Source organism: Gordonia sp. Swx-4, from assembly GCF_030316175.1.
Classification (GTDB): Bacteria; Actinomycetota; Actinomycetes; order Mycobacteriales; family Mycobacteriaceae; genus Gordonia; species Gordonia alkanivorans.
Genome location: NZ_CP128197.1, coordinates 2,170,363 through 2,186,036, shown reverse-complemented (window position 1 = coordinate 2,186,036; position 15,674 = coordinate 2,170,363). Strand labels below are relative to the sequence as shown.

The following is a 15,674-nucleotide window of genomic DNA, read 5'->3' as shown; positions in this document are numbered from 1 at the left end:
TCCGCGCCCCATCACAGGACACCTCCACAACCCAGACCAGCTATGCAGCACCGAGACAACAACGCGTGTTCTCTCAGAACCCCGATAGTGTGACGTGAACCCGCCGGCCTCACAGCCAAAGCGGTACCCCCAACATTCCGTCCTGTGACAGAACATCGAACAGGGCTGTCTGATGTTTCACCCTCGAACACACACCCACCGCACAGACATACGCCGGCAGAAATGGGTGATGTTGTGTGCTCCTTAGAAAGGAGGTGATCCAGCCGCACCTTCCGGTACGGCTACCTTGTTACGACTTCGTCCCAATCGCCGATCCCACCTTCGACAGCTCCCTCCCACAAGGGGTTAGGCCACCGGCTTCGGGTGTTACCGACTTTCATGACGTGACGGGCGGTGTGTACAAGGCCCGGGAACGTATTCACCGCAGCGTTGCTGATCTGCGATTACTAGCGACTCCGACTTCATGGGGTCGAGTTGCAGACCCCAATCCGAACTGAGACTGGCTTTAAGGGATTCGCTCCACCTCACGGTATCGCAGCCCTCTGTACCAGCCATTGTAGCATGTGTGAAGCCCTGGACATAAGGGGCATGATGACTTGACGTCATCCCCACCTTCCTCCGAGTTGACCCCGGCAGTCTCCTGCAAGTCCCCGGCATAACCCGCTGGCAATACAGGACAAGGGTTGCGCTCGTTGCGGGACTTAACCCAACATCTCACGACACGAGCTGACGACAGCCATGCACCACCTGTACACCAACCACAAGGGAACATGTATCTCTACATGCGTCTGGTGTATGTCAAACCCAGGTAAGGTTCTTCGCGTTGCATCGAATTAATCCACATGCTCCGCCGCTTGTGCGGGCCCCCGTCAATTCCTTTGAGTTTTAGCCTTGCGGCCGTACTCCCCAGGCGGGGTACTTAATGCGTTAGCTACGGCACGGAACTCGTGAAATGAGCCCCACACCTAGTACCCACCGTTTACGGCGCGGACTACCAGGGTATCTAATCCTGTTCGCTACCCACGCTTTCGCTCCTCAGCGTCAGTTACTACCCAGAGACCCGCCTTCGCCACCGGTGTTCCTCCTGATATCTGCGCATTTCACCGCTACACCAGGAATTCCAGTCTCCCCTGTAGTACTCAAGTCTGCCCGTATCGCCTGCACGCCTACAATTGAGTTGCAGAATTTCACAGACGACGCGACAAACCGCCTACGAGGCTCTTTACGCCCAGTAATTCCGGACAACGCTCGCACCCTACGTATTACCGCGGCTGCTGGCACGTAGTTGGCCGGTGCTTCTTCTCCAGGTACCGTCACTTGCGCTTCGTCCCTGGTGAAAGAGGTTTACAACCCGAAGGCCGTCATCCCTCACGCGGCGTCGCTGCATCAGGCTTGCGCCCATTGTGCAATATTCCCCACTGCTGCCTCCCGTAGGAGTCTGGGCCGTGTCTCAGTCCCAGTGTGGCCGATCACCCTCTCAGGTCGGCTACCCGTCGTCGCCTTGGTAGGCCATTACCCCACCAACAAGCTGATAGGCCGCGGGCCCATCCTGAACCGCAAAAGCTTTCCACCCCAGAGCATGCACTCCAAGGTCATATCCGGTATTAGACCCAGTTTCCCAGGCTTATCCCAAAGTTCAGGGCAGATCACCCACGTGTTACTCACCCGTTCGCCACTCGAGTACCCAGCAAGCTGGGCCTTTCCGTTCGACTTGCATGTGTTAAGCACGCCGCCAGCGTTCGTCCTGAGCCAGGATCAAACTCTCCATGAAAAAATAGCGAAACAAAACCAACACCCACAAGGCGCCAGCGTTTCAACACAATCAGGAAAGCAAAACCTGACCAATCCAAAACTAGCAAAACATGTGACACCCAGACAAAGCCGAGCGCCACACAAAAAACAAACATCTACATCCATAAAGAATGCACGATGCCAAAATGGCATCAGACAATTCATCATCACACTATCGAGTTCTCAAAGAACACACACCCACCAGACGTCCTCGTGATGAGTCCGGCTCCGATGAGCTTTCCCAGAGCACGAGATGTACTCGTGATCTTGTTCTTGGGAGTGGCCCCGCACAGGCGGCCCGAGCGATTGGCTCGGGCACTTCTGGCTCCCCGGTGCTTGCGGCTCCGGGGCAGTTGCTCTCTGCGGTGCGTCGATTAAGTTACACAGCTGCGAACAACGCGTCAAATCCCCTGGTCAGAGGCTCAGCTTTGCTCCGGCAAAACTCTTCTTGCCTCGTCGCACGACCAACCAGCGACCATGAAGCAGGTCGGAGGCGGCCGGCTGCCACTCCGGATCTGTGATCTTGGTGTTGTTCACGTAGGCGCCGCCTTCGGACACCGCACGACGTGCGGCCTTGTTGCTCTCGGACAGTTTGGTGTCGACGAGCAACTGGATGATGGTGGGTCGCTTCTCCGAGTACTCGGCGATGACGGTCTCCCCCACGGCTGCTGCCAGCGTGGCCTCGTCGAGTTCGTCGAGCTCAGCACGTCCGAACAGTGCGTGGCTGGCGAGCTCGACGGCGCGAGTGTTCTCTTCCCCGTGGATCAGCGTGGTCATCTCGGCGGCCAGCTTCTTCTGCGCGAGGCGCAGGTGCGGCTTCTCCTCCGTCGCCTGCTCGAGGTCGGCGATCTCCTCACGACCGAGGAAGGTGAACCACCGCAGGTAGCGGATCACGTCTGCGTCGGCGGTGTTCACGAAGTACTGGTACCAGGCATACGGGCTGGTGAGTTCGGGATCGAGCCAAAGGCTCCCGCCGCCGGTGGACTTGCCGAACTTCTTGCCGTCCGACGAGGTCACGAGCGGCACGGTCAGCGCATGCAGCGACAATCCGTCGAGACGGCGTCCCAGGTCGACACCGCCGATGATGTTTCCCCACTGATCAGAGCCACCGATCTGCAGCAGGCAGCCGTACCGGCGGTTGAGCTCGACGAAGTCGTTGGACTGCAGGAGCAGATAGCTGAACTCGGCGTAACTGATCCCGTCACCCTCCAGGCGCCGCTTCACGGTGTCCCGGGCCAGCATGACGTTCACCGAGAAGTGCTTGCCGAGGTCGCGGAGGAACTCGATGGCGGTGAGCTGTCCGGTCCAGTCGAGATTGTTGACGACGAGTGCACCGGTCGGCGATTCGTCGATGTCGACGAAGCGGCGCAGCTGCGCGTCGATCCGGCCGGCCCATTCGGCGACCGTGTCGGGAGCGTTCATGGTGCGCTCCCCAACCTCACGCGGATCACCGATGAGGCCGGTGGCGCCACCTGCGAGAACGATCGGTCGGTGACCGGCGAGCTGGAATCGCCTGAGGGTCAGCAGCGGCACGAGGTGGCCGGCATGGAGGCTCGCCGCCGTCGGGTCGAAGCCCGCGTACAGCGTGATGGGCCCGTCCGCCAAAGCCTCGCGCAGTGCGTCGAGGTCGGTGGACTGCGCGATCAGACCTCGCCAGCCGAGTTCGTCCAGGATGTCGACGGGAGCGTTCCCGGTCCGGACGGTTCCCTCGGTCGTGTTGGCGGTTCCCTCAGTCTCAGCACTCACCCCTCGATCTTGTCATCCATCGAGATCGGCGCTCGGACGAGGTGACACCTGTGTGCGTCGAGACCGGTGCGTCGGGCTACTGCCCGGAGACCAGCCGTTCGTGCTCGGCGTCGTCGACCTTGCGTGCCTCGTCGATGAGCATGACGGGGATTCCGTCGGCATCGATCCGGTACGCGACGTGCAGCCGCGGGTTGTAGAGCTCGTCGCCGGCGTTGATCAGCGGGCCGTGGTCCTGCGGGCAGGCCAGCCGTTCGCGCACGATCGGGTCGATGGCCTCAGCGCGTGTCGTCACGCGGCTCAGCCTAGGGCATCGTCGACCGACGACCCGCCCCAGTCCAGCTTCTCGGCGATCGTCCTGGTGTACCGCCGGTAGCGCCCCTCCTCGTCGCGGTACCAGATCCGCGCTCCCGGCTTGGGCAGCCCTTCGGCCGCGAAGACGGTGCTCAACGGACGGTACGACGCGGAGTGCGGGATCTCGTCGACCACGCGGATGAGGTGCGGTCGGATCTCAGCAGGGAACTCCCCGAGTGCGATGCGCAGCTGGGTGACGGTGAGAGACTCGGGCTTGGCATCCGGGCGCAGGGTCAGTGTGGCAACGAGCACCTGGTGTCCGGGCTCCCCCACTCCGTAGGCGACGACCCGGTCGACGCCCTGCATCCGCGACAGCGCGTGGGTGATCGGCGGGATGAACGCGGGTCCGGCCTCGGTTCGGACCACCCGGTCGGTGGCGCCGAGGAAGTACAGGTCGCCGTCGGCATCGCGGACGAACAGGTGCCCCGAGACCTCCCACCGGTCGCGGCTGGTGAAGACGTCACGCAGCACCGTGCCGTTGGTGTCGAACTTGTGCCGGGCCTTGGCCAGCAGCAACCCGGGCTCGCCCACCTCGGCACGCCGGACGAATCCGGACTCGTCGATCAGAAGACGATCGTTTGCGATGTCGTAGGCCGCGACCTCGACCGGGTTGGTCTCCGGGAGCGGCCGCCCGACGGAGGACAATTTGTCGCCGGAGACGTTGGCCAGGATCGCCGAGCCATCGGCGGTCGCGAAGAACTCGAGGATCCGGGCGCGGGGGAAGCTGCTGCATACGTCTTCCCATAGACCCGCCGACATCCCGGAACCCATGAACAGCCGGATCGGGTTGTGCTGGTTGATCCGGAAACGGGGATCACGTACGACGTCGCCCAGCATCGACCAGGTGTAGGACACCACGGTGACGCCGTAGCGCTGCACCTCGGTCGCGAAGGTCTCCGGGTCGATGCCGTTGGACAACGCGATACGGGACCGGCCGACCACCGTCGCGCCGAGGCTCGTCAGCAGGCCGGAGGCATGGTGCAGGGGCGGCAGGCAGTACACGGTGTCGCGGTCGGAGAGCGCCGCCGCCGAGGCTGCACCGAACGCCGACATCGCGAATCGGTGGTTGGTCACCGGCCACGGCACGAGCTTCCCCCGGGCACGGCTGAACAGGATGAACGCGAGATCTCCCGCGAGACCGGGATCGGGCCGGTACCACGTGGGCAGGTCGACGGCGTTGGGATCGATCTGCTCCATGTCGATGATCGTCGCGCCGTCGACACCGTCGATGGCGCGGGAGTCGCCACTGCCACCGCCGAGCACCAGCACCCGGTCCGACGCCGCGCTGGCGAGGTCCAGGTTGGTGGGGTCGGTGACGATGACCGAACTGTCGGCGAGACGCATCATCTCCCGCACGTCGGCGTCTGCGGCCAGCAGCACCGAGACGGCGCCGAGCCGGGCCAGGGCCGCGACCACGACCAGGGCGCTCGGGCGGGTGTCCATCAGGACGCCGATGTGCTGCCCCGGCCGCACGCCACAGTCGATGAGGCCGGCGACGACGTTGTTGATGCGGGTGTCGACCTGGGCGTGGGTGAGTACACGGTTCTCGAAGAGGAAGAGCTCGCTGTCACCGTGCTTCTTGGTGTTCTCGGCCATCAGCTTCGACAGCGAGATCCGGGTGCCGCTCTGGATCTGGCCCAGGCGCAGCAGGCGGGGCACCGTGCGCACCGACTCCGACGCGACGGCCCGCGACGTGCGCTGCAGCGAGTTGACCAGTGTGAGCAGTTCCCGGGAGGCCGCGGTGCCGGCGTCGGCGACCGACCCCACGCCGTGGGTGATGCGCGACGACAGGCTGACGCCACCGCCGTGCCCCGGCTCGACCAGCGACATCTCGCTGATGAGTTCCGGGCGGGTTCCGTTGGCCGACAGCCAGTTCACCCAGTCCGACGTGGTGGGCCAGGTGTGCTGACCGGCCGAGGAACCGACCACCAGACCGAAGTGCCCGACGGGCAGGGTGGACTCGTAGACCTCGGCGTCGGGTGCGGCGCGCACGATCCCGCGCACCGCGGCGGGCTGGCCGATGTCGTCGGCCTCACCGACGAAAGCCAGTATCGGGCAGGTGATCTCGGTGAGTGACACGAGGTCACCGTTGATGACGAAGCCACCGGAGACCATGCGGTTGTGCGCGACGAACTGGCGCAGCAGTTCGGCGATCGCCGGACCGGACCAGGCCACCCAGCCGTCGGCCTCGAGGAACCGCCGCTGGTCTTCGCGTGGGAGCAGCGCCTCACGGTCGTGGAGACGACGTAGGAAGTCGATGCGGCTGCGGACCGTCTTGACGGGGTCGAGGAGCTGGAAGCCGGTGCGCGCCATCCAGTCCCGGACCCAGAGGTTCCGCACGAAGGAGCGTTCGGCGAGGAACTCCGCGGCCGGCGCAACCAGCCCCGCCGGCAACCCGAGGGGTAGCGCGGCCAGGACGTCGACCGGGCTACCGAAGGTGATGAGGCTCGCGATCCCCTTCGACCGCCGGTACGCCGCGGTCTGGTAGGCGAACATGCCGCCCTGGGAGTACCCGGCGAGGTGGATGTCGCGGCCGGTGGCCTCGACGATCAGGTCGATCGCGCGGCTGATGGCCACCACGTGGTCGGCGAGATTGCGCTCCATCCCGCCCTCTTGGGTGTCCGGGGACCCGAAGTCGACCACCCACGGGGTGATGCCGTTGCGGTGGAGGATCGACACCGCGCCGTTGTGTTCGGTCACGTCATAGACGTTCGCGGACACCATCATCGGCGGCACGAGCACGATGTTCGGGCCGGTGGACGGCTCGTTCGGGAAGTACCGGCGCAGCCGGAACATCTTGTGGGTCTCGACGATCGCGAAGGGGGCCGGTTCGGTCCCGGTCTCGAGACCGCCGAAGCGGAGCACCTCGAGTCCGTTCTGAGCGGTCGCCACCACCCGGCTGACCACACCGCCCAGATCCGGGAGCCCGTCCAAACCCACCATCGCGTCGATTCCTCCCCGTTGTCAGCGAAACGTCCACCACCGACACGTCGGTGACACATGTCACTCTACCCACTCGGCAGTGGTTCTAGCCTCGTCCTCCGGGACCGACGCCCCAGCGTGTCCGCAGGTCGGCCGACTGCGCCGACACCACGTCTATCTGACGTCGTACCTGATCGGGCGCGGTACCGCCATGCGCGTTGCGCGACTCGACCGAACCGCGCACCGTCAGCACCTCGCGGACCGCGGGGGTGAGCGAGGGGTTGATGCCGGTCAGCGTCTCGTCGTCGAGCTCATCGAGGCCGATGCCCCGCGACTCGGCCTCGCGGACACATGCTCCGGCGACCTCGTGGGCGACGCGGAAGGGCACACCCTGCCGGACCATCCACTCGGCGATGTCGGTGGCGAGGGTGAAGCCGGCCGGGGCCAGCTCCTCCATGCGGTCGGTGTGGAACTCGAGCGTCGCGACCAGTCCGGTGACGGCCGGCAGCAGCATCTCGAGCTGCGCGACCGCGTCGAAGACCGGTTCCTTGTCCTCCTGGAGGTCACGGTTGTACGCCAGCGGCTGCGCCTTGAGCGTCGCGAGGAGACCAGTCAGGTCGCCGATCAGGCGGCCGGCCTTGCCGCGCATCAGCTCCGCGACGTCCGGGTTCTTCTTCTGCGGCATGATCGAGCTTCCCGTCGACCAGGCGTCGGCCAGCGTCACGTACCCGAATTCCGGTGTGCTCCAGATGATCACCTCTTCGGACAACCGGGAGAGGTCGACCGCGATCATCGCGAACACGAACGCCGCCTCGGCCGCGAAGTCGCGGGACGAGGTGGCATCGATGGAGTTCTCGGCCGGGGCGTCGAACCCGAGGTCGGCCGCGATGGCGGCCGGATCGAGGCCCAGCGACGAACCGGCCAGGGCGCCGGAGCCGTACGGCGAGACCGCGGTTCGGCGGTCGGCGTCGGCGAGCCGGTCGATGTCGCGGAGCAACGGCTGCGCATGGGCGAGCAGGTGGTGGCCGAGCAACACCGGCTGGGCCGCCTGCAGGTGCGTCTTACCGGGCATGATCGCGTCGGGATGCGCAGCCGCCTGGGCGGTCAGCGCGTCGACGACGTCGAGCAGTCCGAGGGCGACGCGGCGCATGGCGGCGCGCAGCCACATCCGGAACAGCGTGGCGACCTGGTCGTTGCGCGACCGGCCGGCGCGGAGTCGTCCGCCGAGCTCGGGGCCGACCCGTTCGATGAGACCGCGTTCGAGCGCACCGTGGACGTCCTCGTCGGACTCCGCGGGACCGAACGTCCCGTCGGCCACGTCGGCCGCCAGACGGTCGAGGCCGTCCAGCATGCCGGTCAGGTCGTCGTCGGTGAGCAATCCCGCTTTGTTGAGCACTCGGGCGTGGGCCTTGGATGCCTGGATGTCGAAGGGTGCCAGGGCCCAGTCGAAATGGGTCGACTTGCTCAGGGCGGCCATCGCCGCGGCCGGACCGCCGGCGAAACGGCCGCCCCAGAGCGAACCCTCGTTGGTCGTCCCGCCGGTCTGCTCGCCACTCACAGATTCAGGTCCCGCTTGGCCGAGATCTTGGAGGACAGGCCGTGCAGCTCGACGAAGCCACGGGCCGCCGACTGGTCGAAGCTGTCGCCCTCGTCGTAGGTCGCGAGGTTGAAGTCGTAGAGCGACTCGGAGCTACGACGTCCGGTGGCGGCGATGTTGCCGCCGTGCAGGACCAGGCGGATCTCGCCGGAGACGTGCTGCTGGGTCGAGTCCACGAAGGCGTCGAGCGAACGCTTCAGCGGCGAGAACCAGAGACCGTCGTAGACCAGCTCGGCCCACTTGCGGTCGGTGCCGCGCTTGTAGCGGCCGAGCTCGCGCTCGATGGTGACGTGCTCGAGTTCCTCATGGGCGCGGATCAGCACCATGGCGCCCGGGGCCTCGTAGACCTCGCGGCTCTTGATGCCGACGAGACGGTCCTCGACGACGTCGAGGCGTCCGACACCCTGTGCACCGGCGCGGCGGTTCAGCTCCTCGATGGCCTCCAGCACGGAGACCGGCCGGCCGTCGATGCTGACGGGGCGACCCTTGTCGAAGCCGATGATGACCTCGTCGGGGGTGTTCCAGTTGACGGTCGGGTCCTCGGTGTAGCTGTAGACGTCCTTCGTCGGTGCATTCCACAGGTCCTCGAGGAAGCCGGTCTCGACGGCGCGACCCCACACGTTCTGGTCGATGGAGAACGGCGACTTCTTGGTCACGTTGATCGGGATGTTGTTCTCTTCGGCGAAGGCGATCGCCTTCTCGCGGGTCCACGCGTAGTCGCGAACCGGTGCGATGACCTCCAGATCGGGTGCGAGGGTGGCGAAGCCGACCTCGAAGCGGACCTGGTCGTTGCCCTTGCCGGTGCAGCCGTGGGCGACGACGGTGCCGCCGTGATCGCGGGCGGCGGTCACGAGGTGCTTGGCGATGAGCGGACGCGACAGCGCCGAGACCAGCGGGTAGCGGTCCATGTAGAGGGCGTTCGAGGTGATCGCCGGGAGGCAGTACTCGTCGGCGAATTCGTCACGGGCGTCGACGACGACGGCTTCGACCGCGCCGCAGTCGAGGGCGCGCTGGCGGATGACGTCCATGTCCTCGCCGCCCTGCCCGAGGTCGAGAGCCACGGCGACGACCTCCTTGCCGGTCTCCTTCTGGATCCAGCTGATCGCGACCGAGGTGTCCAGGCCGCCCGAGTATGCGAGTACGACACGTTCTGCCATGAGGTGAAGCTCCTGTTCTAAGCGATGACCCGAGTCCATCATCGGCCCCGGGGTTCCGACCACACCGTCCGGGTCTCGGTTGGCGGTGTGTTCGGTTGCGGTACTTGTGCTGTCCGGCCGTCGGCGGGCGCGGCCGGTGGTTCTGCAGCGGGACGGGGGGTTTACACGAGGCCCTCGATCCGTTTGGCGAGTTCGGCGCCGTCGAGCGGCTCGCGGGCGACGACGAAGATCGTGTCGTCACCGGCGATCGTGCCCACCACGTCGGGGAGCCGGGCGCGGTCGAGGGCGGCCGCCAGGTAGTGAGCGGCGCCCGGCGGCGTGCGCAGCACGGCGAGGTTGCCGCTGCTGTCGGTGGAGACCAGCAGTTCCGACACGAGGCGCGAGAGGCGATCGGTCCCGCCCGACACGCCGCGCACTGGCGAACCGTCCTCCGGCACCACGTACACACCCGCGCCGCCGTCGGCGGCCCGCAGCTTCACGGCCCCGAGCTCGTCGAGATCACGCGACAGCGTGGCCTGCGTGGCATCGATTCCGTGCTGGGCCAGCAACCGCTGCAGCTCCGACTGGCTGCGCACCTGGTGGGTCGACAGGATGTCGATGATCCGCGCATGCCGGCCCGCGCGGGTCGCGGCGAGGCGGTTCTCCGTGGGTTCGGCTCCGGCGGTCACAACTCGTCCTGACTCTCTGGTGTCATCTCACTGGTGCTCCCGCAGCCAGATCAGCAGGGCCTTCTGCGCGTGCAGACGGTTCTCGGCCTCGTCGAAGACGACACTGCGCGGACCGTCGATGACCGACGCCGTGATCTCGTCGCCACGATGAGCCGGCAGGCAGTGCAGCACGATCGCATCGTCGGCGGCGTGGGCGAGCAACTCGTCGTTGATCTGGTACGGCCGGAAAGGTGCCGTGCGGTCCCTGCCGTCCTCCTCCTGACCCATCGACACCCAGGTGTCGGTGACCAGGACGTCGGCACCGGTGACCGCTTCGACGGGATCGGTCACGAGGTGAACCGATCCCCCGGTCTCCGCGGCACGACGCTCGGTGTCGGCGATGATCGCCGGATCGGGCTGGAAACCCTCGGGAGCGCTGATCGTGACGTGCATCCCGGCGGTGACGCCGCCCAGGCCGAGCGAGTGGGCCATGTTGTTGGCGCCGTCGCCCAGATAGGTCATCTTCAGACCGCTGGGCGAGCCCTTCTGCTCGATGATCGTCTGCAGGTCCGCGAGCACCTGGCACGGGTGGAACTCGTCCGACAGCGCGTTCACGACCGGCACGGTTGCCGTCGACGACAACGCCTCGAGGCGGTCCTGCCCGAAGGTGCGCCACACGACGGCGTCGACGAAGCGCGACAGCACGCGTCCGGTGTCCTCGAGGGTCTCCTCGCGGCCGAGCTGGGTGGTGCGACCGTCGACGACCACCGCGTGACCGCCGAGCTGGGCGATGCCCACCTCGAACGAGAAGCGCGTACGAGTCGAGTTCTTGTCGAAGATCACCCCGACCCCGCGGGGTCCCTCGAGCGGGCGGAAGGCGAACGGCTGGGCCTTCACCAGGGCGGCGAGGGCGAGCACCTCGGCCTGTTCGGCGGGGGTGAGGTCGTCGTCGCGTAGGAAGTGACGCGTCATGCCTTGTCTCCCTTGTCGTTCTGGGCAGCGGTGTCGAGGATCGCCGGCAGCGCGCCGACGAAGGACTGTGCCTGTTCCTCGGTGATGATCAGCGGCGGTGCGAGCCGCAGCACGTCGGGTGCCGGTGCGTTGATGAGGAATCCGGCGTCGCGCGCCGCGGCCTCGGCGCGTCCGGACAGCGCCTCGGTCAGTTCGATGCCGAGGAGCAGACCGGCGCCTCGCACGCCGGCGATCAGCGGGTGGTGGAGGTCCTCGATGCTGGTGGCGATCGTCTTTCCCACGGCGGCAACGTGATCGGTGAGGCCTTCGGACTCGATGACCCCGAGCACGGCGAGCGCGGCCGCCGCGGCGACGGGATTGCCACCGAAGGTCGTGCCGTGCTGGCCGGGTTCGAACAGCTCGGCGGCCGGGCCGGTGGCGATGCACGCACCGATCGGCAGTCCGCCGCCGAGGCCCTTGGCCAGTGTCATCACGTCGGGCACCACACCCACCTGTTGGTGGGCGAAGAAGGTCCCGGTCCGTGCGACGCCGGTCTGCACCTCGTCGAGGATCAGCAGCGCGCCGCGCTCGCTGGTGATGCGGCGGGCGGCGGCCAGATAGTCGGCGGGCGGGACGATCACGCCGGCCTCACCGAGGATCGGTTCGAGGATGACAGCGGCGGTCTGGTCGGTGACCGCGGCGTCGAGTGCCTCGGTGTCGCCGTAGGGCACGAACCGCACGCCCGGGGGCATCGGCTCGAACGGCGCACGCTTCGACGGCTGCCCGGTCATGGCGAGCGCACCCATGGTGCGGCCGTGGAAGGCCTTCTCGGCGGCCACGATCTCCGGCCGGCCGGTCCGGCGCGCGAGCTTGAAGGCGGCCTCGTTGGCCTCGGTGCCGGAGTTGCAGAAGAACGCGCGACCCGGGTGGCCGAAGCGGTCGAGCAGCTTCTCCGCGAGTTCGACGACGGGCGGCGAGATGTACAGGTTCGACACGTGCCCGAGCGTCTGCAACTGGGTGGTGACGGCCTCGACGATCGCGGGATGCGCGTGGCCGAGGGAGTTCACCGCGATCCCACCGAGCAGGTCGAGGTATCGCTTGCCGTCGGCATCGGTGACGTACGGTCCCGAACCGCCGACCAGGGCGATCGGCGGGGTGCCGTAGTTCTTCATCAGGGACTGGCCCCAACGCTGTTGCAGCGGTGCGGTCACTGGTCCTCCTCACGCGGGTCGACGACGGTGGTGCCGGTGGAGCTCTCGGTCAGCAATTGGGCCAGCACGGAATGGGCGACGCGGCCGTCGATCACATGGGCGCGTTCGACTCCCCCGGTCACCGCACGCAGGCAGGCCTCCATCTTCGGGACCATGCCGGAATCCAGCGAGGGCAGCAGTTCGGCCAGGGAATCGGTGTCGATCCGGGACACCAGCGACCCGCGGTCGGGCCAATCGGTGTACAGCCCTTCGACATCGGTGAGCATGACCAGCCGCGATGCGCCGAGCGCCTCGGCGAGCGCACCGGCCGCGGTGTCGGCGTTGATGTTGTGGACGACGCCGTCGCGGTCGGGGGCGATGGTCGAGACCACCGGGATGCGCCCTGCCGCAACGAGATCGAGCACCGCGGAGGTGTTCACCGAGGAGATGTCGCCGACGAGTCCGATGTCGGTGGCGACGCCGTCGACGAGAACCGTCCGCCGCGTTGCGGTGAACAGATGGGCGTCCTCACCGGTGATGCCGACGGCGTAAGGGCCGTGGGCGTTGATGAGACCGACCAGTTCACGACCGACCTGACCGAAGAGAACCATCCGGGCGACGTCCATCACCTCGGGTGTGGTGACCCGGAATCCTCCCTTGAATTCTCCTTGCAGGCCGAGCTTTTTCAGCATCGCCGAGATCTGCGGTCCGCCACCGTGCACGACGACGGGGTGCATCCCGCAGGCCCGGAGGAACACCATGTCCGCGGCGAACGCCTTCTTCAGCTCGTCGTCGACCATGGCGTTGCCGCCGTACTTGACGACGATCGTGGCGCCGGCGAGTTCCTGCAGCGCGGGAAGCGCTTCGGCGAGGACCTTCGCCTTCACGAGGCCGGCGGCCGGATCGATCTGGTGGGCACCGGAATCCGGTGTCGTGTCGCTCATGACGAGTACGCCGAGTTCTCTTCGACGTACGCGTGCGAGAGGTCCGTGGTCCGGACCGACGCCGAGGCGTCGCCGAGCTTCAGGTCGACGAGGACGTCGATGTCGGCACCGGAGAGGTCGACGTCGCGCGCTCCTTCGACGCCACAACCGTTCTCGCACACGGGGAATCCGTTGAACGACACGGCGATCACGTCCGGATCGATCCGGACCGGTGACGCGCCGACCGTGGCCAGCACCCGGCCCCAGTTGGGGTCGGAGCCGAACAGAGCGGTCTTGACCAGCGAGTCGCGGGCCACGAACCGGGCGACGACCAGGGCATCGTCCTCGGTCGGTGCGCCCGTGACGGTGATGGTGACCCGCTTGGTGACACCCTCCGCGTCGGCCTGCATCTGGGCGGCCAGGTCGTCGCAGACCGCGAAGACGGCCTCGTCGAGATCGGCCTGGTCGACCGGGATCTGGCTGGCACCCGAACTCAGCAGGAGCACGGTGTCGTTGGTGGACATGGAGCCGTCGATGTCGAGCCGGTCGAAGGTCCGCGCGGTCGCGCGGCGCAGTGCGGTGTCGAGCTGGTCGGTGGTGGCTGCGGCGTCGGTGGTGAGCACCACGAGCATCGTCGCGAGCGACGGCGCCATCATCCCGGCGCCCTTGCCCATGCCGCCGACGTTCCATCCCTGTGGGTGGTGCAGCGCAGCCTGTTTCGGCACGGTGTCGGTGGTCATGATGGCGTGTGCCGCGTCGGTGCCGCCGGTGAGTCCGCCGCCCATCTCCTGGACGATCTCGGTGACGCCGGTGAGGACCTTGTCCATCGGGAGGCGGTCGCCGATGAGGCCGGTCGAGCAGACTGCCACCTCGACGGCGCCGGTGCTGGTCCCCCAGTTGCTCAGGGCCTCCGCGACGGCTTCGGCCGTCTTGTGGGTGTCCTGGAATCCGCCGGGCCCGGTGCATGCGTTGGCGCCGCCCGAGTTGAGGATCACCGCGCGCAGCGTGCCCGTGGTGAGGACCTGCTGGGACCACAGCACCGGTGCCGCCTTGACCTGGTTGCTGGTGAAGACGCCGGCGGCCGAGTGGTCCGGACCCTCGTTGAACACGAGGGCGAGGTCGGGGTTACCGGATTCCTTGATACCGGCCGCGATTCCCGCAGCACGGAAACCCAGCGGCGCGGTGACACCCTGTTCGCGGAGGAGCCGCGGCGTGTCGCCGGGGGCCCCGCCCTCGATGCGCTCCGGATCCGGTTGCGCGTTCGGGATTCCGGTTCCGTCAACGCCTGTCATGGTGCAACTCCCACGGTGCTCAGTCCCTCGTTCTCTGTCCAGCCCAGCGCCAGGTTCATCGACTGGACCGCGGCGCCACCGGTCCCCTTGGTCAGGTTGTCCACGGCGCCGACGACCACGAGGGTCTGCGCGCGCTCGTCGACGGTCACCCCGAGCTGAACGGCGTTGGAACCGATGACCGAACCGGTCGCCGGCAGGCGGCCTTCCGGTAGGACGTGGATGAATTCCTCGTCGGCGTAGGCCTTTTCGTAGACCGCGCGCACTTCGTCACCGGTTGCGGTGGTCCGTGCGGTGCACGTCGCGAGGATGCCCCGGGCCATCGGCGCGAGGATCGGGGTGAACGAGACGGTGACGGGCTGCTGCGCCGCCTCCGACAGTGCCTGCGAGATCTCCGGGGTGTGCCGGTGGACTCCGCCGACACCGTAGGCCCGGGCCGACCCGATGACCTCGGAGGCCAGCAGATCGACCTTCGGCGAACGACCGGCACCCGACGCGCCGCTGACCGCGACCACGGTCACGTGCGGCTCGGCCAGCCCCGCGGCGATCGCCGGGAGCAACGACAGGATCGACACCGTCGGGTAGCAACCCGGAACGGCGATCCGGCTGGCGTCCTTGAGGACCTCCCGATTGCCGGGTAGCTCGGGCAGGCCGTACGGCCAGGTGCCTGCATGATCGCCGCCGTAATACGAGGTCCAGTCACCGGCATCGCGCAGCCGGAAGTCGGCGCCGCAGTCGATGATCAGCGTGGTCGGCGGCAGGGCGTCGGCGATGACGGCCGATGCGCCGTGCGGCAGCCCCAGGAAGACCACGTCGTGGCCGCTCAGGATCTCCGGAGTGGTCTCCTCGAGAACCCGATCTGCCAGCGGCAACAGGTGCGGATGGTGGGATCCGAGCGTGGTGCCGGCGTTGCCGCCGGCAGTCAGCGCACCGATCTCGAGCTCGCCGGATCGCAGACGTGGATGCCCGCACAGGAGTCGGAGGATCTCACCGCCCGCGTAGCCGCTCGCGCCGGCCACCGCGACCTTCACCTTGCTGGTTGAGCTTGTCGAAGCCATGCAATCATTATGCAGCAGCCTGCAAATCAATTCATAGACGGGGTGGAGTGGG

11 protein-coding genes and 1 rRNA gene are annotated in these 15,674 nt (G+C 67.0%); all 12 read right to left on the bottom strand.

Annotated elements, in window-relative coordinates; all coding sequences use genetic code 11:
* Positions 1-247 precede the first annotated feature (247 nt).
* The 12 genes from PWF70_RS09855 to argC all read right to left on the bottom strand — a co-directional run bounded on the left by PWF70_RS09855 (position 248) and on the right by argC (position 15,622).
* Positions 248-1,771, bottom strand: a 16S ribosomal RNA gene (locus PWF70_RS09855).
* A gap of 434 nt (positions 1,772-2,205) precedes the next feature.
* Positions 2,206-3,537 (bottom strand): tyrosine--tRNA ligase, encoded by a 1,332-nt coding sequence (gene tyrS, locus PWF70_RS09850; RefSeq protein ID WP_279941017.1) that lies wholly within the window; start codon positions 3,535-3,537, stop codon positions 2,206-2,208.
* Positions 3,538-3,613: 76 nt separating this feature from the next.
* On the bottom strand, positions 3,614-3,829 hold the full coding sequence (locus tag PWF70_RS09845) for a Trm112 family protein (protein WP_006360742.1): 216 nt from the start codon (positions 3,827-3,829) through the stop codon (positions 3,614-3,616).
* Positions 3,830-3,834: 5 nt separating this feature from the next.
* Positions 3,835-6,831, bottom strand: a complete 2,997-nt coding sequence (locus tag PWF70_RS09840) for an AMP-binding protein (RefSeq protein WP_286352945.1) — start codon at positions 6,829-6,831, stop codon at positions 3,835-3,837.
* Positions 6,832-6,916: 85 nt separating this feature from the next.
* Positions 6,917-8,368, bottom strand: coding sequence for an argininosuccinate lyase (gene argH, locus PWF70_RS09835; protein WP_286352944.1), 1,452 nt, complete (start codon positions 8,366-8,368; stop codon positions 6,917-6,919).
* Positions 8,365-9,564, bottom strand: coding sequence for an argininosuccinate synthase (locus PWF70_RS09830; RefSeq protein ID WP_006360745.1), 1,200 nt, complete (start codon positions 9,562-9,564; stop codon positions 8,365-8,367). Before PWF70_RS09830 ends, argH begins: the two co-directional genes overlap by 4 nt.
* 161 nt (positions 9,565-9,725) lie before the next feature.
* Complete coding sequence (locus PWF70_RS09825; protein ID WP_006360746.1) at positions 9,726-10,232, bottom strand: arginine repressor; 507 nt, start codon at positions 10,230-10,232, stop codon at positions 9,726-9,728.
* A 27-nt stretch (positions 10,233-10,259) separates the two neighbouring features.
* Entirely contained in the window at positions 10,260-11,183 is a 924-nt protein-coding gene (gene argF / locus PWF70_RS09820; protein ID WP_280089067.1) for an ornithine carbamoyltransferase, read from the bottom strand.
* A complete protein-coding gene (locus PWF70_RS09815; protein ID WP_279939373.1) occupies positions 11,180-12,373 on the bottom strand; it encodes an acetylornithine transaminase in 1,194 nt (397 codons plus the stop codon). Before PWF70_RS09815 ends, argF begins: the two co-directional genes overlap by 4 nt.
* Positions 12,370-13,296 carry an acetylglutamate kinase gene (gene argB, locus PWF70_RS09810; protein ID WP_006360749.1) on the bottom strand — a complete coding sequence of 309 codons (927 nt, stop codon included), beginning with the start codon at positions 13,294-13,296 and terminating at the stop codon, positions 12,370-12,372. The genes PWF70_RS09815 and argB overlap by 4 nt, the downstream gene beginning before the upstream one ends.
* Positions 13,293-14,567 carry a bifunctional glutamate N-acetyltransferase/amino-acid acetyltransferase ArgJ gene (argJ, locus tag PWF70_RS09805; RefSeq protein WP_035752221.1) on the bottom strand — a complete coding sequence of 425 codons (1,275 nt, stop codon included), beginning with the start codon at positions 14,565-14,567 and terminating at the stop codon, positions 13,293-13,295. The genes argB and argJ overlap by 4 nt, the downstream gene beginning before the upstream one ends.
* Positions 14,564-15,622 carry an N-acetyl-gamma-glutamyl-phosphate reductase gene (gene argC / locus PWF70_RS09800; RefSeq protein WP_035752218.1) on the bottom strand — a complete coding sequence of 353 codons (1,059 nt, stop codon included), beginning with the start codon at positions 15,620-15,622 and terminating at the stop codon, positions 14,564-14,566. Before argC ends, argJ begins: the two co-directional genes overlap by 4 nt.
* Positions 15,623-15,674 lie beyond the last annotated feature (52 nt).